Raw genomic sequence first — 19,687 nt, 5'->3', positions numbered from 1 at the left:
ACCGTCAGAAGCCGGCCGAGTCCGCACTCCGTTCCGCTCCACCGCTCCCGAGGGACCCGCAATGACGCCGCAGTCCATCGACCACAACGGCCAGGTGGTCACGTTCTACTCGTACAAGGGCGGCACCGGCCGCACCATGGCGCTGGCCAACGTCGCCTGGATCCTCGCCGCCAGCGGCAAGAGCGTGCTGGTGGTGGACTGGGACCTGGAGGCGCCCGGTCTCGACCGGTTCCTGGAGCCCTTCCTACCGCCGGAGTCCGCCCGCACCGGCTGCGGTGTCATCCACATGATCAGCGCCTACCGCGAGGCGCTCAAGGGGGTCACCCCCGAGGGCCGCCGCCCCGGCGCGCCCGACGAGCTGATCGAGCGGTCCACCGCGCTGGGACCGCACGTCATCGACCTCAACTGGGACCACTTCCCGGCCGGCGGCCGGCTCTCCTATCTCCCCGCAGGCCATGTGGGCTGGGACTACTCCCGGGAGCTCTCCGAGATCAACTGGACCGTCTTCTACACCAGGGAGTACGGCAAGCGGTTCCTGCTGGCCATGCGGGAGGCGATGACCCGCGAGTACGACTACGTGCTGATCGACAGCAGGACCGGGCTCAGCGACGTCGCCGGGATCTGCACCCTCGACCTGCCGGACACCCTGGTGGTCTGCTTCACCCTGAGCGGCCAGGGCATCGACGGCGCCGCCGAGGTGGCCCGCGACGTCCGGCGCGACCTCAGCCGGACCCGCCGGGTGCTGCCGGTGCCGATGCGGATCGACGAGGGCGAGCACGACAAGGCCGAGGCGGGCAAGGCGCTGGCCCGCAACCGCTTCGACGGCCTGCCCTCCGGCCGCAGCGCGGTCGAACGGGACGCCTACTGGAGCCGCATCCCGTTCCCGTACCAGCCGTTCTACGCCTACGAGGAGATGCCGGCGGTCTTCGGCGACCGGCCCGGCGACCCCCGTTCCCTGCTGGCCGCCTGCGAGCGGCTGACCGGCGAGATCACCGAGGGCGAGGTGGTCCGGCTGCCCGAGATGGACGAGGACCTCCGGCTGACCTGGCGGGGCCGGTACACCCGGCGGCTCGCCGAGCCCGCCTCCGTGGTCCTCGCCCATCTGCCCGAGGACCAGCACTGGGCGCTGTGGCTGCGCGAGGTGCTGGAGGAGAGCGAGTACCAGGTCAGCACCCTCCCGATCGTCGACCAGGTGCCGCAGCCCGACACGCCGGCGCAGCCGGGCGGGGCCGCCGCCCGGCCGGCCGCGAACGGCGGCGAGACCGTGCAGCCGGACGAGCAGTTGAAGTCCGCCCCTCGGGTGGTCAGCGTGGTCTCCCGGGCCTTCCAGGACTCCGCGGCCGCCGAGGGCTTCCGCGCCCGGGTGGCCGGGCTGCCCGCCACCGGCGAGCTCCCCCGGGAGCTCTCGGTCCTGGTCGGCGGCGCCCGGCTGGAGTCCGGGCGGGCCGCCGAGCGCCTCGACCTCACCCAGCTGAACCAGCGGGACGCGGTCCGGGCCCTGCTGCAGGCGATGAACCCGCGGCACAACTTCACCGGCAACGAGGCCGCCCGGGTCACCGCCCGCTACCCGGGCGCGGAACCGGAGATCACCAACCTGCCGGTGCGCAACCGCACCTTCACCGGCCGGGCCGAGGAGTTCGCCCGGCTCCGCGCCCAGCTGCGGGGCGGCGAGGCGACCGCCCTCCTCCAGGCCACCCCGTCCCAGTCCACCCAGGCGCTGCACGGCATGGGCGGCGTCGGCAAGACGCAGCTGGCCAAGGAGTACGCCTGGCGGTACCGCTTCGAGTACGACGTGATCTGGTGGGTGGCCGCCGACCAGCGCGACCTGATCCCGGTCGAACTGGGCAACCTGGCCCAGCGGATCGACGCCCACCGGATGGCCGAGGAGGGGCCCGGCGCCTCCCCGGTCGCCGCGCCCAACGCCGCCTACGCGCTGGACGCGCTGCGCCGCGGCTACCCCAGCAAGCACTGGTTGCTGATCTTCGACAACGCGGGCGAGCCGGAGGACCTGACCGGCTTCCTGCCCGGCGGCAGCGGCCACGTGATCATCACCTCCCGCAACCCGGCCTGGTCCGGCGTGGCCGACCCGATCAACCTGGACGTCTTCCCGCGCGAGGAGTCCATCCGCCACCTCCTCTTCCGCGTCCCGCGGCTGACCCGGGAGCAGGCCAACGACGTGGCCGAGCAGCTGGGCGACCTTCCGCTGGCCATCGAGCAGTCCGCCGCCTGGCTGGACACCACCGGCACGCCCGTCCCGGAGTACCTGGACATGCTGCACCGGGAGCTGCCGCCGCTGCTGGCGGCAGGCAAGGCCAACGAGTACCCGAACGCCGTCGCCCGCACCTGGAACATCTCGGTGGAGACGCTCCGGCAGGAGGCCCCGGCGGCGGCCCGGATGCTGGAGCTGTGCGCCTTCTTCGCCCCCGAGCCGATCGCTATGGACCTCCTCTACGACCGTGAGCTGCGCCGCGAGCTGAGCCAGGTGGACGACGCGATCAGCGACCGGGCGACCCTGGGCACGGTCTTCGAGCAGCTCGGCAAGTACTCCCTGGCCAGGATCGACAACCAGCACTCCACCGTGCAGCTGCACCGGCTCGTCCAGGTGGTGGTCCGCTCCAGCCTTGAGGAGGACGCCCAGGAGGAGCGCCGCCGCCGCGTCCACCAGGTGCTCACGGCCGGCCGCGCCCGGATCGAGGGCGACGTGGACAACGAGGCCAACTGGCCGGAGCTGGACCGTATCTGGCCCCACCTCACCCCCTCGCAGGCCCGCACCAGCCGGGACGACGACGCCCGCGAGCTGATGGTCGACTGGGTGCGCTACCTCTGGCTGCGCGGTGAGTTCGACCGCGCCAACACGATCGGCAGCGACCTGCTGAGGACCTGGGGCGAGCAGTTCGGCGAGAACGACCGGGTGACCCTGGCCCTGCGCCGGGAGCTGGGCAACGTGCTGCGCAGCACCGGGCGCTACCGCGAGGCGCTGGAGATGGACCAGGAGACCCTGGGCAGGCAGCGCCGGGTGAGCGGACCCGAGCACGTCCACGCGCTGATCTCGGCCGGCAACGTCGGCGGCGACCTGCGGGCCCTCGGCCGCTACCAGGAGGCCCTGACCCAGGACGAGCAGACCCTCCAGTCGCTGACCAACCGGCTCGGCCCGGACCACGTCCGCACCCTGCGGATGGCCAACAACGTCGCGCTCGACCACCGGCTGCTCGGCGACTACCAGCGCGCCCGCGGCCTCGACCAGCAGACCTGGGAGCGCCGGGTCCGGGTGCTCGGCGCGGACGCCCCGGAGACCCTGATCTCCGAATCCCACCTGGTCCGCGACCTCCGCGACGCCGGCCAGATCGCCGAGGCCGTCCGCAGGCTGGAGCGGATCCGCGAGCGGATGGCGAACGCCCAGGGGCCGAACAACCTGCGGACCCTGGTGATCTGCCGGAACCTCGCCGTCTCCTACCGGTTGGCGGGCCAGTCGGAGAACGCCCTCACCCTGATCCGGGACACCGCGGAGCGCTGCCGCGAGCAGTACGGCGAGAACAACCCGGACACCCGTACCAGCCAGCTCACCCTGGCCGCCGAGGAGTGGATGGCCGGCCGCCACCGGGAGGCCGTGGACCTGGCCCGGGAGGTGCACGCCTTCTTCGCCGCCCAGCTCGGCCCGGAGCACCCCAACACCCTCGGCAGCGCGGACAACCTGGCCGTCTTCCTCTCCAGCGAGAGCCTGGACCGGGAGAGCCGGCTGGAGGCCCTCGACCTCCACGCCGCCACCGTCCGGCAGCTCGAGGAGCGGCTCGGCGACCAGCACCCGTTCACCATCTGCTCGACCATCAACTGGGCCAACACCCTGGCCGGGCACGGGCGCTGGGAGGAGGCCCGGGGGATCGGCGAGCTGGCCCTCGACCGGGCCACCGCCTGGTTCGGCGAGAGCCACCTGGACCGGGCGGTCTGCGCCGCCAACCTCTCCCTGGTCCTCGCCGAGCTGGGCGAGGCCGACCGGGCGGAGCGGACCCGGGAGGAGGCGATGACCCTGCTCTTCTCACTGCTCGGGGACGCCGACCACCCCGAGTACACCCGGGCCCAGAAGCGCAAGCGGCTCAGCCGGATCCTGGAGCTCCAGCCCTGGTAGCCGCGGTACGGGGACGCCGGATCCGGGAGGGTCAGGCGTCCCCGTTGGCGACCCAGACCAGGAGTTCGGGAAGCCGGCGGAGGTTGTCGAAGTGCGAGACGCCCGGCTCTATCCACAGCCGCGAGCCCCTGATCCGGGAGCTCAGCCAGCGGCTGTGCGAGGCGGGGGAGTAGATGTCCTCCGAGCCGTGGTAGAGGAGCACGTCCACCCGGTCGGTGTCGATCTCGGCGGGGTCGAAGCCCCAGTCGCTGACGAAGGACATCACGTCGTCCGCCCAGCCGGCCGTGTCGGTGCGCAGCGCCTCCTGGAAGGTGGCCTGAAGCTGTCGGCTCAGCTCCGGGTTCATGGCCACCGCCCGGTCGGTGGAGTGCCATTCGGAGTCCATCCGGCGCAGCATCCGGCCGCCGTCCACGGTGGAGCGCTCGGCCGCCTGCGGCTGCTCCGCCGGCCGCTCTGCCGTGGTCGGCCGCTCTGCCGCTGCCGCTGCCGCTTGCGCGCTCGGCCGCTCGGCCACGGCGGTGGCGCCGCCGCTCCGGTCCTCGCCGGCTATCGCGCTGCGCTTCTGGCAGAGGCTCGCCTCGACCTCGCTCAGCCCGTACTCCGCGGCCTCGGCGTACGCCCTGCGGTTGGACTCCACCATCCCCGCGGTCCAGTCCAGGCCCTCCGCCCGGTACGGGGCGAGGGAGACCAGGGAGGCGCAGCGGGTCACCCGGCCGGGCAGCGCGGCCGCGCAGGCGAGGGCGTGGGGTCCGCCGCCGGACCGCCCGGCCACTCCAAAGCGTTCGAGCCCGAGAGCGTCCGCGATCCTCTCCACGTCCGCGGCCGCGTCGCCCACCTGCCGTTTCACCATCCGGTCCGAGCCGCCGTAGCCGGGGCGGTCGTAGGTGATCAACCGGATGCTGTTGCGGTACAGCATCGCCTCGTTGGGGAAGGGGCCCAGCCGGCTGCCCGGCGTGCCGTGCAGCAGCACCACGGGCCGGCCGTCGGGGTCGCCCGAGTCCATGTACCGGAGGCGTCTGGGTTCGCTGCCAGGGAGGTCGACGGAAACCGTGAACTCCATGGGAATCGGACCCTCTCAGGATGGGTAGGTAGTCAGGTCGGCAGGTTCCAGGGCATACCACTCCGCTGTGGAGTGTACGGTCTGCGACCGGGTGTTCCGCAGCATCCGATGGGTCCTGTCGCGATTTTCTGCCAAGATCGGGACAGAACATCGACATGCGAACAGAATTCGGACGGCTGCCGGGGGAGCGCGAACTGGCCGCCGAACTCGCCGAGTTGGGTGTCCGGCCGGGCGGGGTGCTGCTGGTTCAGTCCTCGATGCGCGCGCTCGGTGTGGTCAGCGGTGGCGTCGACTCCGCGATAGCGGCGCTCCGCGCGGTGCTCGGCCCCGAGGGCACCCTTGTGGTCTACACGGCTACCGACGAGAACTCCACGACCTCGCGCGCGCATCGTAGCCGCATTCGGCACCTGACGGAGCGTCAGGCCTCCGTGCTGTGGGACCGGATGCCGCCCTACGATCCGGAGCGCACCCCCGCCTCGCCCACCCTGGGGGTGCTCTCCGAACGGGTGCGCCGGCTGCCGGGGGCGCTGCGCAGCGCCCACCCGCAGACCTCCTTCGCGGCGATCGGCCCGCAGGCCCGCCGGATCACCGAGGGCCACGCCCTCACCAGCCACCTCGGCGAACGCTCCCCGCTCGCCCGCCTGTACGAACTCGACGCGCAGAACCTGCTGGTGGGCGTCGGCCTGGAGGTCGCCACCGCCCTCCACCTGGCCGAGTACCGGCGCGGCGGCCTCCGCCAGCAGATGTACTCCTGCAAGGTCCTCGGCCCGGACGGCCGGCCCCGCTGGGTCTCCTTCACCGACGCCGCCCTGGACGACCTCCACTTCCCGGAATGGGCCTCCCGGATCACCCCCCATCTGCGCACCCTCCGCCCCGGCCGGGTCGCCTCGGCCCGGGCGCTGCTGGTCGGCGTCCGCGACCTGGTGGACACGGCGGTGCGGGTGGGGCCGTAGCCGGCCGCCCCCGCCGGGGCGCGGCGTGGCTACGCCGCACGGTCCCGCCGGGCCCGCCACACGGTGTGCTCGCGGGTGATGGCGTCCTCGGCGTCCGCGGCCAGCCGGGACCAGTTCTCCTCCGCCTCGGGGGCGTTGATGTCGAGGCGCTCCAGCTGGACCTCCAGCATGTCGAGCTCGGTGGCCGCGAGGCGGTAGGCCGCGGAGAGCGGGCCGTACTGCTTGAGCTGGGTCCACGCGGTGACCGAGGCGGCGACGGTGGTGAAGGTGCCCAGCACGTGCCAGGGGACGATCTGGAAGATCTGCAGGACCGCGAAGGAGGCGCCGATGATGATCGCCACGATCGACACCGCCTGCCACTTGGCGGCCTCGCTGTCGCACTCGTCGGCCCGCGAGCGGTACCAGGTGCGCTGGCCGCGCACCCGCTCGTTGAGGTAGACGTCCCGGCGGGCGGAGAGCGGGGAGGCCCGGCGCCGGCGCATCTCCTCGGTGATGTCCGGGCGGGAGCGGGTGCGCAGCGCCTTGGTGTCCTGGAAGGTCTGGAAGACCTCGCCCATCTGCACCGCGAACCCGGCGTCCGCCTCGGCGGACTCGGGCGGCCCGTCGAAGGGCTTGGCCCGCACCGAGTACTTCCACACCAGGGTCTTCATCAGCTCGGCGGCCGCCCGCCCGGCGTACCAGACGGCCTGCGGGCGCTCCTCGCGCAGCCGCTCCCAGAAGTAGTACGCGCCCACGAAGGCCAGCAGCGACAGCGCGGGCGAGAGGTTGAGCCCCTTGGCGTGGATGTCCGGGATCGCCACCACGGAGGCGAGCAGCAGCATGATGATCTGCCCGACGTACCAGCGGATCGCCTGCCGCTGGCCGGTCAGCGCGGCCCGGTCCGCGTAGTCGAAGAAGTCCGGCAGCAGCGTCTGCTCCCGCTGTCGCGGCGGATCCTGACGCACCATCGGCCCCCCACCCAGTCGCCCGTCCACCGCCAAGTGTGGCGAACGCGCCCTGACAGCAAAAGAGTGCCCGCGGCGGCGTCCGGTCCGGCCGGTCCGCGTGCGGGCATGGGACGACCCCCGGGCCGCTAGCCGCCGAAGGCGGCTGCCGGAAGGACTGTCCGGCGGGCCCGGGGGCCGGGTGACTGCTTGGATTACTCCCGCTGCTCCGTCCAGGAGGCGACCGCGAGCGGTCACTCAGCGGGCGGAGTGGCTAGGAAACAGCCACCTCACGCGTCCCAGAAGTACTCAACTCTGGATCACCTCCTTTCCGTGTGCTGTCCACGGTAGGCAGCCGGGTCGGAGGAGGCAACGGTTTTTTTCCGCTGCCGGTCGGCGCCCCCGCCCAACGATCGGGTGGCAATTGCCCGAAACCGCTGTACGGCCCAGGCGGGGCGGGTTGAATGGCCCCTGGTTGTCGGGGGAGGTGTCCCACGCGATGAGCGGTGGTCGAGGCGCGAGGTCGCCTCTGCACGAGTCCGGTGAGCGCAGCGGGGGCGGCCCCGGCGCGGACGGGGGCGATGCGGACGCGGCGCTGCTCACCGCGCTGCTGGACAGCATGGAGGTCGGCCTCGCCGCGATGGACCCCTCCGGGGCGCTGACCCACTGGAACCGGGAGGCCGAGCGGCTGCTCGGGTGGACCGCGGCGGAGGCCGTCGGCCGCCCGGGGCTCGAAGGCTGGGCCGTGCGCCCGGCGGACGCGGCATACGTGCGCCAGCAGCTGCGCGGGGCGCTCGCGCCCGGCAGCCGGCGCCTCCACGAGTTCGCGATGCTGACCAGGGACGGACGGCGGATGCTGGTCCGCGCCCAGGTCGGACCGCTCGACGCGGCCGCGGGCCCCGGGCTGTACTTCGCGTTCTCGGAGGCGGGGGCGCAGATCGATCTGGAGCGCTCGCTCGGGCTGTCCGAGGCGCTGCTCGACCATGCGCCCAGCGGCGTCGTGCTGGTGGACGCGGACCTGCGGCCGGCGGCGCTCGGGCGCTCCGCGGCCGACCTGCTGGAGACCGGGCGGGACGGCGCCCTGGGCGCGCCCCTCGGGGAGCTCCTCGCCGAGGGCGTCGAGGAGCTGGAGTCCGCGCTGCAGCGGGTGCTGGCGACCGGCAGGCCGCTGTCCGGCGTACGGCTGTGGGCGGTGCCGCGGGCCGATCCGGAGCGCCGGCGCCGCTGCTGGCGCAGCGAGTTCGTGCGGCTGGGCTCGCCGCTCGGCGAGGAGCCGGTGCCGCTCGGCGTCGCCTGGCTCTTCACCGATGTCACGGGCGAGGAGCAGGCCGAGCGGGAGGGCTCCGTACTCCGCTTCCGCTCGACGCAGCTGCGCCGGGCGGGGCAGGCGGCGGCGGAGTGCGAGGACCCGATGGAGGCGGCGGCCGGTTACCTCGACTACGTGCTGGCGGGGTTCGCCGACCATGCGCTGCTCGACGTGCTGGCCGCACCGGGGGAGCCGGAGGGCGGAGAGGGCGCCGGGGGCGAAGAGGGCGCCGGCGGGGGCCGCCTGCTGCGGGCCGCCTCGGCGCCGTCCGGTGCGGCGGCGCAGGGCGCGCTGCCGGAGCCCGGCGGGATCCCCGTCCGCTACGGGGAGCAGCACCCCGCGCTGCTGGCGCTGGAGCGCGGCGGGGCGATCGCGATCAGCGCGGAGGCGTCGGCCCCGGGCGCGGGCTGGGCGGCGGGCCGCCGGTGGCCGGAGGGGACGGCGCACGGGCTGTGCGCCCCGCTGCGCAGCCGGGGGCGGACGGTGGGGGTGCTCACCTTCCTGCGGGGCCCGGGGCGGCAGCGGTTCGATCGGGCGGACATCGCCTTCGCGGAGGACGTCGCCTCGCGGGCGGCGGCCGCGGTGGACCTCGCCCTGCTGAGCGGCCGCTGCCTGCGGTGATCTCGCCCGGCGCCTCGGCGCTCGACGCCTCGGCGTCCCCGCGCCTCGGCGTCCCCGCGCCATCGCGCGCCCGGACCGGCGGGCCCGACTCCGTCAGAAGGCGTAGAAGACCCGGTCGTGGTGGTCGGCGATCAGTTGGGCGTTCCACTCCCGGCCGCCGTCGACGTTGCCGGAGCGGAAGACGGGGGGCTCCAGGCCGCGTTCCGCGAGACGGCCGATCGCCTCGGCGACCACGGCCTGCATCAGGGCCACCGTCACCACGCTGGAGACGGACCCGAAGCCGGTCGGGACGCCGTCCGCGCGCAGCTCGCCGTCGCCGACGCCGATCTTGGAGTCCAGCACGATGTCGCAGTGGTCCTTGAGGAAGCCCCCGGAGGGATGCCGGGACTCCACCTTCCCCGGGTAGTCCAGCGAGGTCAGCCCGATCACGGTGAGCCCGCGCCCGCGGGCGTGGGCGGCCAGCTCGATCGGCATCACGTTGCGGCCGGACAGCGAGACGACGAAGAGGACGTCGCCGGAGCGCGCGGGACTGGCGTCCAAGGTCGCGGTGGCCAGGCCGGAGACCCGTTCCAGCGCGCTGCCCAGCGTCGCCGGCATCACGTTCACCCCGATCACCCCGGGGACCGCCAGCAGGTTCATCACCGCCAGGCCGCCCGCCCGGTAGACCACGTCCTGGGCCGGCAGCGAGGAGTGGCCGGCGCCGAAGGCGAACACCCGGCCGCCGTCCGCCACCGCGTCGGCCAGCGTCTCGGCGGCGCGCTCGATGCTCTTCGCCTCCTCCCGGCGGGCGCGTTCCAGGACGGCGATGGCGGCGTCGAAGTACCGGCCGGCGAGATCGGTCATGGAGGCACGTTGCGGCCTTGGCGGCACGGCTGTCAACACGGTGGCGGAGGGGGTGGCTCGCCGTTGTCCCGTGGTTGTCGGCGGCATGCGCAAGAATTGGGAGCAGGACCACGAGGAACGGAGCCGACGGCTGTGAGCGGTCTGATCGATACGACAGAGATGTACCTGCGCACCATCCTGGAGCTCGAGGAGGAGGGCGTGGTCCCGATGCGCGCCCGCATCGCGGAACGCCTCGAGCAGAGCGGCCCCACGGTGAGCCAGACCGTGGGCCGGATGGAGCGCGACGGCCTGCTCCGGGTCGCGGACGACCGCCATCTGGAACTGACCGAGGAGGGCCGCCGGCTCGCCACCCGGGTGATGCGGAAGCACCGGATCGCCGAGTGCCTGCTGGTCGACGTGATCGGCCTGGAGTGGGAGCAGGTGCACGCCGAGGCCTGCCGCTGGGAGCACGTGATGAGCGAGGCGGTCGAGCGCAGGGTGCTGGAGCTGCTCCGGCACCCGACCGAGTCGCCGTACGGCAACCCCATCCCGGGCCTGGAGGAGCTGGGCGAGACCCCGTCCGCGCTGGGCGGGACGGTGGGCGACGACTCGCTGGTCAGCCTGGAGCAGCTGGCCTCCGGGGTGACCGAGCCGGAGGGCCGTTCGGTGGTGGTCCGCCGGATCGGCGAGCCGGTGCAGACCGACGCCCAGCTGATGTACACCCTGCGGCGGGCGGGGGTGCAGCCGGGCGCGGTGATCAGCGTCTCCGAGGGCGCCGGCGGCGTGCTGGTCACCTCCGGCGGCGAGGCCGCCGAGCTGGACAAGGACATCGCCGCCCACGTCTTCGGCGCGAAGAGCTGAGGCCGGAAGGCCCCGGCGGGACGCTCCCCGAGCCGCCGAGGCCTTCCGGCCACCCCCGCGCCTCCCCGAACCCCGAGCCCTCGGGGGTGGCGCTCCCCTCGCGGGGACCTGTGACTTTCCCGGCCCGCGGACCCGATCTCCCGATCATCGAGCTTCCCCGTTCCGCGGCCCCCCGCCTGCGGTCCGGCTTCCCCTCCGGGCCGCCCCCGTTCCGCCTCCCCTCTCTCTGTGCTTCTGCCGCGGGTCCGTCACGCCGAGATGTCTTTCCTCGGCACGTGCCGGCAATCCTTGAGCCCTGTCACCCGAAGGTGGGGCGTTCCGGCGGCGTGCGACGGGTAGTCCTCGCGGATACGCGGTCACCGCGCTGACCAGCGCTCCCGGCGGCGCGCTCAGTGCGGCGTGCTCAGTGCGGGGCGCTCAACGCTCAGTGCGGCGCGCGCCGCAGCGCGGGCGCCTCCCGGCCGCAGGCGTACGCGAGCGGGCTGATCAGTTCGGCGGCCTCGGGCAGCCAGCGGTTGAGCGCCGTGGGCTCCCGCGCCCACTGGGCGAAGGAGTACTGGCCGACCCGGCTCGGCGGGGCCACGATCCAGCCGCCCTCGCCGCGCCCGATCAGGTCGAGCCGGCCGGGCGGCCAGCCCGAGTGCCGCAGCATCTCCGGGAGTTGGGCCAGTGAACCGGTCAGCACCAGGAAGAGCAGCCGGCGCCCGGCGGTGCCCAGGCCGGGCATCGCGACCACCGGGCCGAGCTGGACGCCCATCCGCTCCATCCGGGCCAGGGCGAGGCAGCCGGCCACCTCGGGGACGTCGATCACGTCGAAGGTGCGGCCGGTCGGCAGCAGGATCGCGGCCTCCGGGTGCTCGGTCCACCAGCGGCGCACCGAGGCGGGGGAGGCGCTGCCCTTGCGGCCGGCGCCGGCCGCGGCCCCGGCGCCGGCCGGGTGGGCGCCGGGGGCGGGGCAGCCGAGGTCCCCGCAGGAGCAGCGGAGGGGGCCGTCGTCCTCGACCAGCCAGGTGCCGGGGGCGACCTCCCAGTGCCGGTCCTCGACGTACCGGAGGGCGGTTTGCAGGAGGGGTTCACGCAGGCCCGGAGCCGAGGCGGGGGCCGACCGGGTGGATCCGAGGGTGTCTTCCACGCCGTACCCAACTCCGGCCGCCCACGGGGGTTACGGTCGGTCGGGCAATTCCGGGGGCAAGTACCCGATCTCACCCTTTCCGGTGAGGAAGGGGCGGATCAGGCACCCTCGCGGGCCATGGCGGGCACCACCCTCGGTACCGGCGCGAGCGGGAGCGCACCGGTGCAATGCGGGGGGCGCACGGGTGCCGATTCCCTCCTCCGGGACATGCTCGATATGTCGACAGGCGCCGACCCGGGCCGTCAACGGCCCTACGGCGGACCGTAGTACGGACCGGACGGCGCGGAACAGAGGGGGAGGCGGAACGCATGGCGGCCAGACCGCTCGTGGCGCGACAGCCGAACGAGCGCCTGCAGGCGCTGATCCAGGAGGCCGGCTGCTCCAACGCCGGCCTCGCCCGGCGGGTCAACCTCTGCGGCGCCGAACACGGCCTCGACCTCCGTTACGACAAGACCTCGGTGGCCCGCTGGCTGCGCGGACAGCAGCCGCGCGGGCAGGCGCCGGCGGTGATCGCCGAGGCGATCGGCCGCAAGCTGGGCCGCGGGGTCTCGCTGGACGAGATCGGCATGGCCGACGGCAAGAACCTCTCCTCCCATGTGGGCCTGCAGTTCGCCGCCGGCCTCGGCACCGCGGTGGAGCAGGCCTGTGAGCTGTGGCGGAGCGACGTCGGCCGGCGGGACTTCCTCACCGGGGCCGCCGTCGCCGCCTCAGCCCTGGTGGAGCCCAGCCGGGACTGGCTGATCACCCCGCCGGACGAGCAGGTCGCCCGCGGCGGCGGGATCACCGCGCAGTCGGCGGGCGCCCGCGGCCGGGTCGGCCGGGCGGACGTGGCCGCGGTGCAGGCCACCACCGAGATGCTGGTCGAGCTGGACCACCGGTTCGGCAGCGGCCACGTCCGGCCGGTGGTGGTGCACTACCTGAACAGCGTGGTCTCCGGGATGCTCACCGGCGTCTACACCGAGGAGACCGGGCGCCGGCTCTTCGCCGCCGTCTCCCGGCTGACCGAGCTGGCCGGCTACATGGCGGTGGACACCGGGCAGCCGGGCCTGGCCCAGCGCTACTACATCCAGGCCCTGCGGCTGGCCCAGGCGGCGGGCGACCGCGGGTACGGCGGCTATGTGCTGGCCGCCTCGATGAGCCATCTCGCCGCCTCGCTCGGAAACCCGCGTGAGATCGCCCAGTTGGCGAGAGCCGCCCAGGAGGGCGCCCGGAACGCCGCGACGCCGACCGCGATGGCCATGTTCCACGCGGCCGAGGCCCGCGGACACGCGCTGCAGGGCGACGCCCGGGCCTGCGAAGCCGCCTGCGGCCGGGCCGCCGCCGCGATGGAGCACTCCCGCCCGGACGAGGACCCGCCGTGGATCGCCCACTTCGACCAGGCCTATCTGGCCGACGAGTTGGCGCACTGCTACCGCGACCTGGACCGGCCCCGGGAGTCCGCCCGGTACGCCGAGGAGGCGCTCGCCGGGCATCCCGAGGGGCGGGTCCGGCGGCGGGCGGTCGACCTGGTGCTGCTGGCCACCGCGCAGTTGCGGCAGCGCGAGGTCGAGGAGGCCTGCGACACCGGCGCCCGCGCCGTCGAGCTCCTCTCCGGGCTGCGCTCCAACCGGGGCGCCGAGTACCTGGACGACTTCCAGCGGAGTCTGGAGCCGTTCCAGGGGCAGCGCTCGGTCCGCGACTTCCAGGCGATGGCGGCGGCCGAGGCGGCCTGAGGGGCGCCCGCCAAAGGGCCGCGGTCCGCCCGGTCATGCCTGACGCACAGGTAAGTGTCCTGGCTCACCAGGTGTGACCGGGACGTGGTCACCCCATGGGGTGAGCGGGTAGCGTGTGGCGTCGTTCCGAAGAGGGGGTCGTGTCGCCGTGCGCGCGATCCCGAGAAGGGTCCCGCGGCGGACCCGGCCGAGCCGGGGGAGACGCGGGGCGAAGTGAGGAAACGCCTTGAACCACGGCAGCCCCGACCCCGAGGAAGAGCCGCGCCCCGACGCGCCCTACGGGCCTCCCGCCCCCGGCGGAGCGGGCTCGACGATCCAGGGCGAGGTGGTCCAGCGGAGCTCGCCGCAGGTGTGGCGTTCGCCACAGTCGACTGACGGCGGGTCAGGCGTCGACGCCCGGCTCCCGCAGACCGGACGGCCGTGGGGCCCCGGTCCTCAGGAAGCGGTGGAGGCGGTCGGCCCGGACCCGTACGGGTACCAGCCGATCGCCGGTCCGCCCCCGGCCCAGGGCGAGTTGACGCCCGGTCAGGGCGCCGGCGGCGGCGGGTACGGCGCCGCGTCGCAGCCGCCGGGCGGTACCCGGTACCCGGGCGGGCAGAGCGCCGCGCCCCAGAACGCCCTCCCTGGAGGCCACTTGACCCCCCGCCCCGGCGACCCGTACGCCTCCGGCCCGCAGAGCCTCCCGGGAGAGGGAGGCGACGACTTCACCCTCCAGTCCCCGCAGCAGGGGCCGGACCAGGGGCGGACGGCGGGTCAGCTCCCGATGCACGGCGGGTACCAGGCGCACGACGGCGAGGAGGCCACTCAGGCGATACCCCGCGCCCAGCAACCGGACGCCGGCCCGGGGCCTGGTGGCTCCGGCGGTCCCGGTGGCCCCGGACAGGGCTTCGGCGCCCCGTCCGGCTTCGCCGCCGCGCCCACCCAGGCGCTCCCCCCGCAGTCGTACCAGCAGGGCCCCGGGCAGCCGCCGAACCCGGCGCAGGGCGCCCTTCCGGACCCGGGCGCGCCCACCCAGGCCTTCCCGCCGCAGCCGGGCGCACCGCAGCCGGGCGCACCGCAGCAGGGCTCGCCGTTCGGTGCCCCGGGACCGGCCGACCCGGAGAGCCGGCCGACCCAGCTGATGCCCCCGCAGAGCCAGCCGGGCTGGGACACCCCGGCGGACAGCAGCTTCCTCGGCCGGCAGGGCTTCGGCCGCGCCGGAGGCCCGCGCCCGGGCCCCGCGCAGCCGCCGCACCAGGCGCCCACCCAGGCCTTCGGCCAGGCCCCCGGCCAGCACCCCGGCTACGGCTACGGCGGCCAGCCGCCGGGCTACGGCGCCCAGCCCCCGGGCTACGGCGCCCAGCCCCCCGGGTACGGCGCCCAGCCCCCCGGCCCCGGTGCGGGGCTGCAGATGGAGGAGGACCTCCCGCCGCGGCGGCGCCGGCCCTCCCCGCTCGCCATCGGCGCCATCGTCGTGGTGGCCTGCGCGGTGGTCGGTGTGGGCGCCGCCGCGCTGCTGAACGGCGGCGGCGGCAAGGCCGACGCGGCCTCGTCCGCCTCGGCCGGGGCCTCCGCCGGGGCCTCCGGCCAGAGCTCCAGCCCGGCCGGCGCCGACCCGGCCGGCAAGTCGCAGGCCCAGGCCCTCTCCGATCTGCTGGGCACGGCCGCGGACAGCCGTACCGAGGTGGTCAACGCGGTGGCCTCGATCAAGGGCTGCCAGAACCTGGACCAGGCCTCGGCCGACCTCAAGGACGCGGCCGGTCAGCGCCGCGGGCTGATCGCCAAGCTGAACGGCCTCTCGGTCGGGCAGCTGAGCAACGGCCAGGCGCTGGTCTCCGCGCTGCGCAGCGGCTGGCAGGCCTCCGCGGACGCGGACTCCCACTACGCGAACTGGGGCGCCCAGTCGAAGGGCGAGTGCGGCAAGAAGCACCATCCGCGCGCCGGCGGCGAGTTGACCAAGGGCGACGTGGCGAGCTACCACGCCACGGCGGACAAGCGGCGCGCCGCCCAGCTGTGGAACGCGCTGGCGACCTCGTACGGGCTGCCGCAGCGCTCGGCCACCCAGCTGTAGGGCCGGACCGATGTGGAATGTCGACTTCCGCGTACGATCGGGCCCATGTCAGGTTCGGTGAAGTCTTCCCGCGGGCGCCATCGCTCCAGCACCATGGGCGGCATGCCGCTCTCTGACGTGTCCTGGTGGCGCTGGCGGGCCCGTGTCCGCTCGGCCCTGCACATGCTCGGCGACCCCGCGTTCCAGCAGAACTGCTGGGTCGCCCGACAGGAGGGGTACGGCGACGTCACCGACGCCGTCTACCGCCTCGTCGAGGACACCTGGCTGGACCGCTGGTCCGCGGAGAAGTACGTCGGCACCATCCTCCGCGACCAGGCCGAGGCGGCGGCGGTGGACGCCGCCGTCCTCGCCGTCCTCCAGGTGCTCCACGCGGTGGGCGCGGACGCGCCCGCCGACGCCTACCTCGCCCACGAGGGCTGGCCGGAGGTCCTCCGCAGCTGCCGCGAGGCGCACATCCGGCTGGCCGTGGACGACGGGGACGATCCGGACGCCCCGCCCCGCTCCCTGGAGTCCCTGGCGATACTCACCCGCATCGGCTGATGTGGGACGCTGTCCCTCTGGCACCAGGTGAGGAAGGCAGCGGAGAGCATGGCCGAGCAGCCCGAGGAGCAGCAGAAGCAGCGGCGCGACGCGTCCGGCGTCGGCGGCGGTAGCGGAAGCGGTGGCGGCGGCGGTGAGGCCGGCTATGTGCTGACCCTCTCCTGCCCGGACAAGCAGGGCATCGTCCACGCGGTGTCCAGCTACCTCTTCATGACCGGCTGCAACATCCTGGACAGCCAGCAGTACGGCGACCCGGGCACCGGGCTGTTCTTCATGCGGGTGCACTTCGCGGCCGACGGGACCGTCAACGCCGAGAAGCTGCGGGCCAGCTTCGCGGCGATCGGCGAGTCCTTCCGGATGGACTGGGCGATCCACCTGGCGGGCGAGCGGATGCGGATCGTGCTGATGGTCAGCAAGTTCGGCCACTGCCTGAACGACCTGCTGTTCCGCGCCCGAAGCGGCGCGCTGCCGGTGGAGATCGCCGCGGTCGTCTCCAACCACACCGACCTGCGGGGGCTGGTCGAGCCGTACGGAATCCCGTTCGAGCACATCCCCGTCACCAAGGACACCAAGGCCGAGGCGGAGGCGCGGCTGCTGGACCTGGTGGAGCGGGAGGGCGTGGAACTCGTCGTGCTGGCCCGCTACATGCAGGTGCTCAGCGACGACCTGTGCAAGCGGCTCTCGGGGCGGGCGATCAACATCCACCACTCCTTCCTGCCGAGCTTCAAGGGCGCGAAGCCGTACCACCAGGCGCATGCGCGCGGGGTGAAGCTGATCGGGGCCACCGCCCACTACGTCACCGCGGAGCTGGACGAGGGCCCCATCATCGAGCAGGAGGTGGTCCGCGTCCGCCACGACGTGACCCCCGAGCAGCTGGTCGCCCTCGGCCGGGACGCCGAGTGCGTGGCGCTGGCCCGCGCGGTCCGCTGGCACGCCGACCACCGGGTCCTCCTGGACGGCTCCCGCACGGTCGTCTTCGCGTAGGTAGGTAGGTAGAGCCCCGGGCCCGCCTCGGCGGCGGCCTACGGCCGGGACAGCCGGGGGACGGCGGCCAGCAGCGCCTGCGCCGCCTCCTCGTCCCCGCGGATGCCGCAGGGCAGGCGGTCGGCGTGCCGGCGGCCCGCGGCCAGGTAGCAGAACTCCAGCGCGTCCAGGACGACGTCCGCCACCGGCTCCTCGCCCGGCTCCTCCTCGCCGATGGTCCAGATGCCGCCCCCCGCGCCCTCCAGCACCAGCCGGATCGGCCCGAGCCAGGCCGGCAGCACGGACGGCAGCAGCCGGGCGCCGAGGTCCACCAGCCGTTGCAGATGCGCGGAGGAGGGCGGCGGGTAGGGGTAGTCCACCGCCCGCGCGATGTCCTCGCCGTGGATCCAGCACTCGAAGGCCCGGTCCAGGAAGGCGTCCGCCAGCGGCAGCCGGAACCGGCCGTAGTCGACCTCCGGTGCCTCCCGGGCCGGAGGGGCCTCCGGGCCCTCCGGTGGATCCCCCGCCCGGCCGGCGGCCTCGACCAGCGCGCGGGTCTGCTCCCGCCAGAGCGCCCGGACGCCCTCCGGGGAGCGCTCCCGCCAGTGCTGGATCAGCCGCCGGGTCCGCTCCATCAGCGGATCCCCGCCGATCGGCCCGTCCGGGCCGCGCATCACCGTCCCCGGGCCGGGACCGCCCTCGGCCTCCTCCACCGGGTCCGGCAGGCCGAGGACCTTCGCCGCGCAGCCGTCCACGGCCGCGAGGTGGCAGAGCAGTTCGGCGGGCCGCAGGATCAGGCTGCCGCCCTGCCAGGGCGCCTCGGCGCGCTCCTGCCACTCCGCCGACTCCAGGTCCTTGAGGAGGGCGTCGAGTTTGGCCGTCTCGGCGGCGAACGGGGCGGCCCAGCCGGGCACCCGCACGGCGGGATCGCGCAGCCCCAGGCAGCCGTCCAGCACCCGGTTGCGGAGGGCCGGGGCCGGGTCCAGCGGGTCGTCGGCGGAGAGCCAGCCGGCCGCGTCCCGCAGCCTGCGGGCCTCCTCGGCGCAGGTCTGGCAGTAGGCGAGGTGGGCCTCCAGACGGGCGGTCTCGGCCGGCGGGCAGGCGTCCAGCGCCCAGGCGCCGAGGAGGGAGCGCAGCTCCTCGTGCTCGTCGCCCGCGCTCGGCCGGGCCCCCGATCCCGGGCCGCCCGCGCCGGTGACACCGCCCGCGCCTTCGGCACCGCCCGCGCCGCCGCCCGTCCTGCCGGAGTCGGAGCCGGCCCCGCGTCCGGGGAGGCCGCGGCCCCTGAACCTCATGAGGCCTCCGCGGAGGACAGCGCGGTGGAGAGGAGCTGCAGTCCCAGCCGCATCCGGTGCTTGGCGGTGGCGGGGGAGACCCCGAGCTCGGCGGCGGCCTGCTCGTAGGTGTGGCCGCGGAAGTAGGCGAGGAGCACCGCCTCCCGCACCCCGCGCGGCAGCGAGCCCACGATCAGCTGGACCCGGGCCGCGGTGGCCGCGGCGTGCACCTGCTCGGCGAGGCGGGCCGGGATCGCCCGGTCCTCGTCCGGAGCGGCGCCGGCCGCCGCGGGCAGGCCGCTCGGCCGCAGCCCGTGCTCCTGGCGGAGTCGGTCGACGGCCCGGCGGTGGGTGAGGTTGCCGATCCAGGAGCGCATCGAGCCGAGGCCGGGGTCGTACGCGTCCGGGTTCTCCCAGATGTAGCCGAAGACCTCGCGGGTGATCTGCTCGGCCGCGTCCGGGTCGTCCAGGACCCTGTGCGCCAGGCCGTGCACCAGCGGGGCGAACTGGTCGTACAGTTCGCCCAGAGCGGACTCCTCCCCCCGGGCCAGCCGCCGCTGGATCTGGCGGTCCCACCGGACAGGGCTCTCCGGTGTCGCCATGCGTACCACCGCTCCTCGCTACTCCGCACGGCTAGGTGGGTGTTCTCAACCTGTCGGCAATCTATCCGTACATCTGCCCGCGGGGGGACGGGTTGCCGGAACCCGTCACCGGGTAGACGCCGGGTCCGGCACCCGGTGCCGGGTGCGGTGGTCACGGGGTGTCGCCGCACAGGGCGACCCACTACGCTGAGGAGGAGTCAGTTTCCCTGGTTGGGTAGTTTTCGAGGGCATTCGGGAGTGGTCGGGAGTGCGTCGGACGTGACTCTGAGTGTGGCGACGGAGAGATCGGGCGACTGGATCCTGCTGCGGGTCGCGGGGGACATCGACCTGTTCTCCGGCGCTGTCATTCGCGAGCGCGTCCACGAGCAGGTCGCCGACGGGTGCCATCTGCTGGTGCTCGACCTCACCGGGGTGCGGTTCTGCGACTCCAGCGGCGTCGGGGTACTGATCGCCGCCCGCAGACTGCTGCGCTCCTGCGGCGGGCTGCTGCGGCTGGTGCTGCCCGACGTGCCGCCGGACGGCGGGCGGCCGCCGGTCAGCGCGCACGTCCACCGCGTCTTCACGGCGCTGGGGGTGCGCCGGCTCTTCGACATCCACCCGGACGTGGACTCCGCGATCGTCGGCGAACCGGGGCGCGAGCCGGACCCGGAGGCGGACGCCGCCCTCCCGCTCGGCGCCGTCCCCGGGCAGGATCCCGGACCGGACCCGGCGGCGGAGCGGCTGTCGGCCTGAGCCGATCGCGTGG

Annotated in this window: 15 protein-coding genes; 9 read left to right on the top strand and 6 right to left on the bottom strand. The window is 74.5% G+C overall.

The window, feature by feature from the left end; translation table 11 throughout:
• Nucleotides 1-61 precede the first annotated feature (61 nt).
• Complete coding sequence (gene fxsT / locus BS73_RS17725) at nucleotides 62-4,123, top strand: FxSxx-COOH system tetratricopeptide repeat protein (RefSeq protein WP_037573647.1); 4,062 nt, start codon at nucleotides 62-64, stop codon at nucleotides 4,121-4,123.
• 31 nt (nucleotides 4,124-4,154) lie between these two features.
• Here the strand turns inward: fxsT and BS73_RS17720 are convergent, their stop codons facing one another.
• On the bottom strand, nucleotides 4,155-5,183 hold the full coding sequence (locus BS73_RS17720; protein WP_037573644.1) for an alpha/beta fold hydrolase: 1,029 nt from the start codon (nucleotides 5,181-5,183) through the stop codon (nucleotides 4,155-4,157).
• A gap of 155 nt (nucleotides 5,184-5,338) precedes the next feature.
• Here BS73_RS17720 and BS73_RS17715 point away from each other — a divergent pair, with 155 nt between their 5' ends.
• The gene (locus tag BS73_RS17715) at nucleotides 5,339-6,136 is read left to right on the top strand and encodes an aminoglycoside N(3)-acetyltransferase (protein ID WP_037573641.1); all 798 of its coding nucleotides are present in this window, start codon (nucleotides 5,339-5,341) and stop codon (nucleotides 6,134-6,136) included.
• 29 nt (nucleotides 6,137-6,165) lie between these two features.
• Here the strand turns inward: BS73_RS17715 and BS73_RS17710 are convergent, their stop codons facing one another.
• Nucleotides 6,166-7,083, bottom strand: a complete 918-nt coding sequence (locus tag BS73_RS17710) for a DUF4231 domain-containing protein (RefSeq protein ID WP_037573637.1) — start codon at nucleotides 7,081-7,083, stop codon at nucleotides 6,166-6,168.
• Between the two features lie 475 nt (nucleotides 7,084-7,558).
• Here BS73_RS17710 and BS73_RS17705 point away from each other — a divergent pair, with 475 nt between their 5' ends.
• Complete coding sequence (locus BS73_RS17705) at nucleotides 7,559-8,986, top strand: PAS domain-containing protein (RefSeq protein WP_037573634.1); 1,428 nt, start codon at nucleotides 7,559-7,561, stop codon at nucleotides 8,984-8,986.
• 93 nt (nucleotides 8,987-9,079) lie between these two features.
• Here the strand turns inward: BS73_RS17705 and BS73_RS17700 are convergent, their stop codons facing one another.
• The gene (locus tag BS73_RS17700) at nucleotides 9,080-9,829 is read right to left on the bottom strand and encodes a sugar isomerase domain-containing protein (RefSeq protein WP_037573631.1); all 750 of its coding nucleotides are present in this window, start codon (nucleotides 9,827-9,829) and stop codon (nucleotides 9,080-9,082) included.
• A gap of 132 nt (nucleotides 9,830-9,961) precedes the next feature.
• Between BS73_RS17700 and BS73_RS17695 the strand changes: the two genes are divergently transcribed.
• Nucleotides 9,962-10,669: a metal-dependent transcriptional regulator gene (locus BS73_RS17695; RefSeq protein WP_037573628.1), complete on the top strand. Its 708-nt coding sequence runs from the start codon at nucleotides 9,962-9,964 to the stop codon at nucleotides 10,667-10,669.
• A 424-nt stretch (nucleotides 10,670-11,093) separates the two neighbouring features.
• Here the strand turns inward: BS73_RS17695 and BS73_RS17690 are convergent, their stop codons facing one another.
• Nucleotides 11,094-11,801, bottom strand: a complete 708-nt coding sequence (locus BS73_RS17690; RefSeq protein WP_037573624.1) for a bifunctional DNA primase/polymerase — start codon at nucleotides 11,799-11,801, stop codon at nucleotides 11,094-11,096.
• 308 nt (nucleotides 11,802-12,109) lie between these two features.
• Between BS73_RS17690 and BS73_RS17685 the strand changes: the two genes are divergently transcribed.
• The 4 genes from BS73_RS17685 to purU all read left to right on the top strand — a co-directional run bounded on the left by BS73_RS17685 (nucleotide 12,110) and on the right by purU (nucleotide 17,087).
• The gene (locus tag BS73_RS17685) at nucleotides 12,110-13,513 is read left to right on the top strand and encodes a hypothetical protein (protein ID WP_037573620.1); all 1,404 of its coding nucleotides are present in this window, start codon (nucleotides 12,110-12,112) and stop codon (nucleotides 13,511-13,513) included.
• Between the two features lie 226 nt (nucleotides 13,514-13,739).
• Nucleotides 13,740-15,563, top strand: a complete 1,824-nt coding sequence (locus BS73_RS34760) for a hypothetical protein (protein WP_152617641.1) — start codon at nucleotides 13,740-13,742, stop codon at nucleotides 15,561-15,563.
• A 45-nt stretch (nucleotides 15,564-15,608) separates the two neighbouring features.
• Nucleotides 15,609-16,103, top strand: coding sequence for an SCO4402 family protein (locus tag BS73_RS17675; RefSeq protein WP_084704152.1), 495 nt, complete (start codon nucleotides 15,609-15,611; stop codon nucleotides 16,101-16,103).
• A 48-nt stretch (nucleotides 16,104-16,151) separates the two neighbouring features.
• Nucleotides 16,152-17,087 (top strand): formyltetrahydrofolate deformylase, encoded by a 936-nt coding sequence (gene purU, locus BS73_RS17670; RefSeq protein ID WP_084704151.1) that lies wholly within the window; start codon nucleotides 16,152-16,154, stop codon nucleotides 17,085-17,087.
• Between the two features lie 38 nt (nucleotides 17,088-17,125).
• On the opposite strand, the gene BS73_RS17665 is transcribed toward purU, so the two are convergent.
• Nucleotides 17,126-18,361 (bottom strand): zf-HC2 domain-containing protein, encoded by a 1,236-nt coding sequence (locus BS73_RS17665; protein ID WP_051940055.1) that lies wholly within the window; start codon nucleotides 18,359-18,361, stop codon nucleotides 17,126-17,128.
• The gene (locus tag BS73_RS17660) at nucleotides 18,358-18,942 is read right to left on the bottom strand and encodes a sigma-70 family RNA polymerase sigma factor (protein ID WP_037573616.1); all 585 of its coding nucleotides are present in this window, start codon (nucleotides 18,940-18,942) and stop codon (nucleotides 18,358-18,360) included. Before BS73_RS17660 ends, BS73_RS17665 begins: the two co-directional genes overlap by 4 nt.
• Nucleotides 18,943-19,200: 258 nt before the next feature.
• On the opposite strand from BS73_RS17660, the gene BS73_RS17655 reads away from it, so the two are divergent.
• Nucleotides 19,201-19,674, top strand: coding sequence for an STAS domain-containing protein (locus BS73_RS17655; protein WP_051940054.1), 474 nt, complete (start codon nucleotides 19,201-19,203; stop codon nucleotides 19,672-19,674).
• Nucleotides 19,675-19,687 lie beyond the last annotated feature (13 nt).

The sequence above is a fragment of the Phaeacidiphilus oryzae TH49 genome, from assembly GCF_000744815.1.
GTDB lineage: Bacteria > Actinomycetota > Actinomycetes > Streptomycetales > Streptomycetaceae > Phaeacidiphilus > Phaeacidiphilus oryzae.
This window is presented reverse-complemented; position numbering and strand designations above follow the sequence as displayed.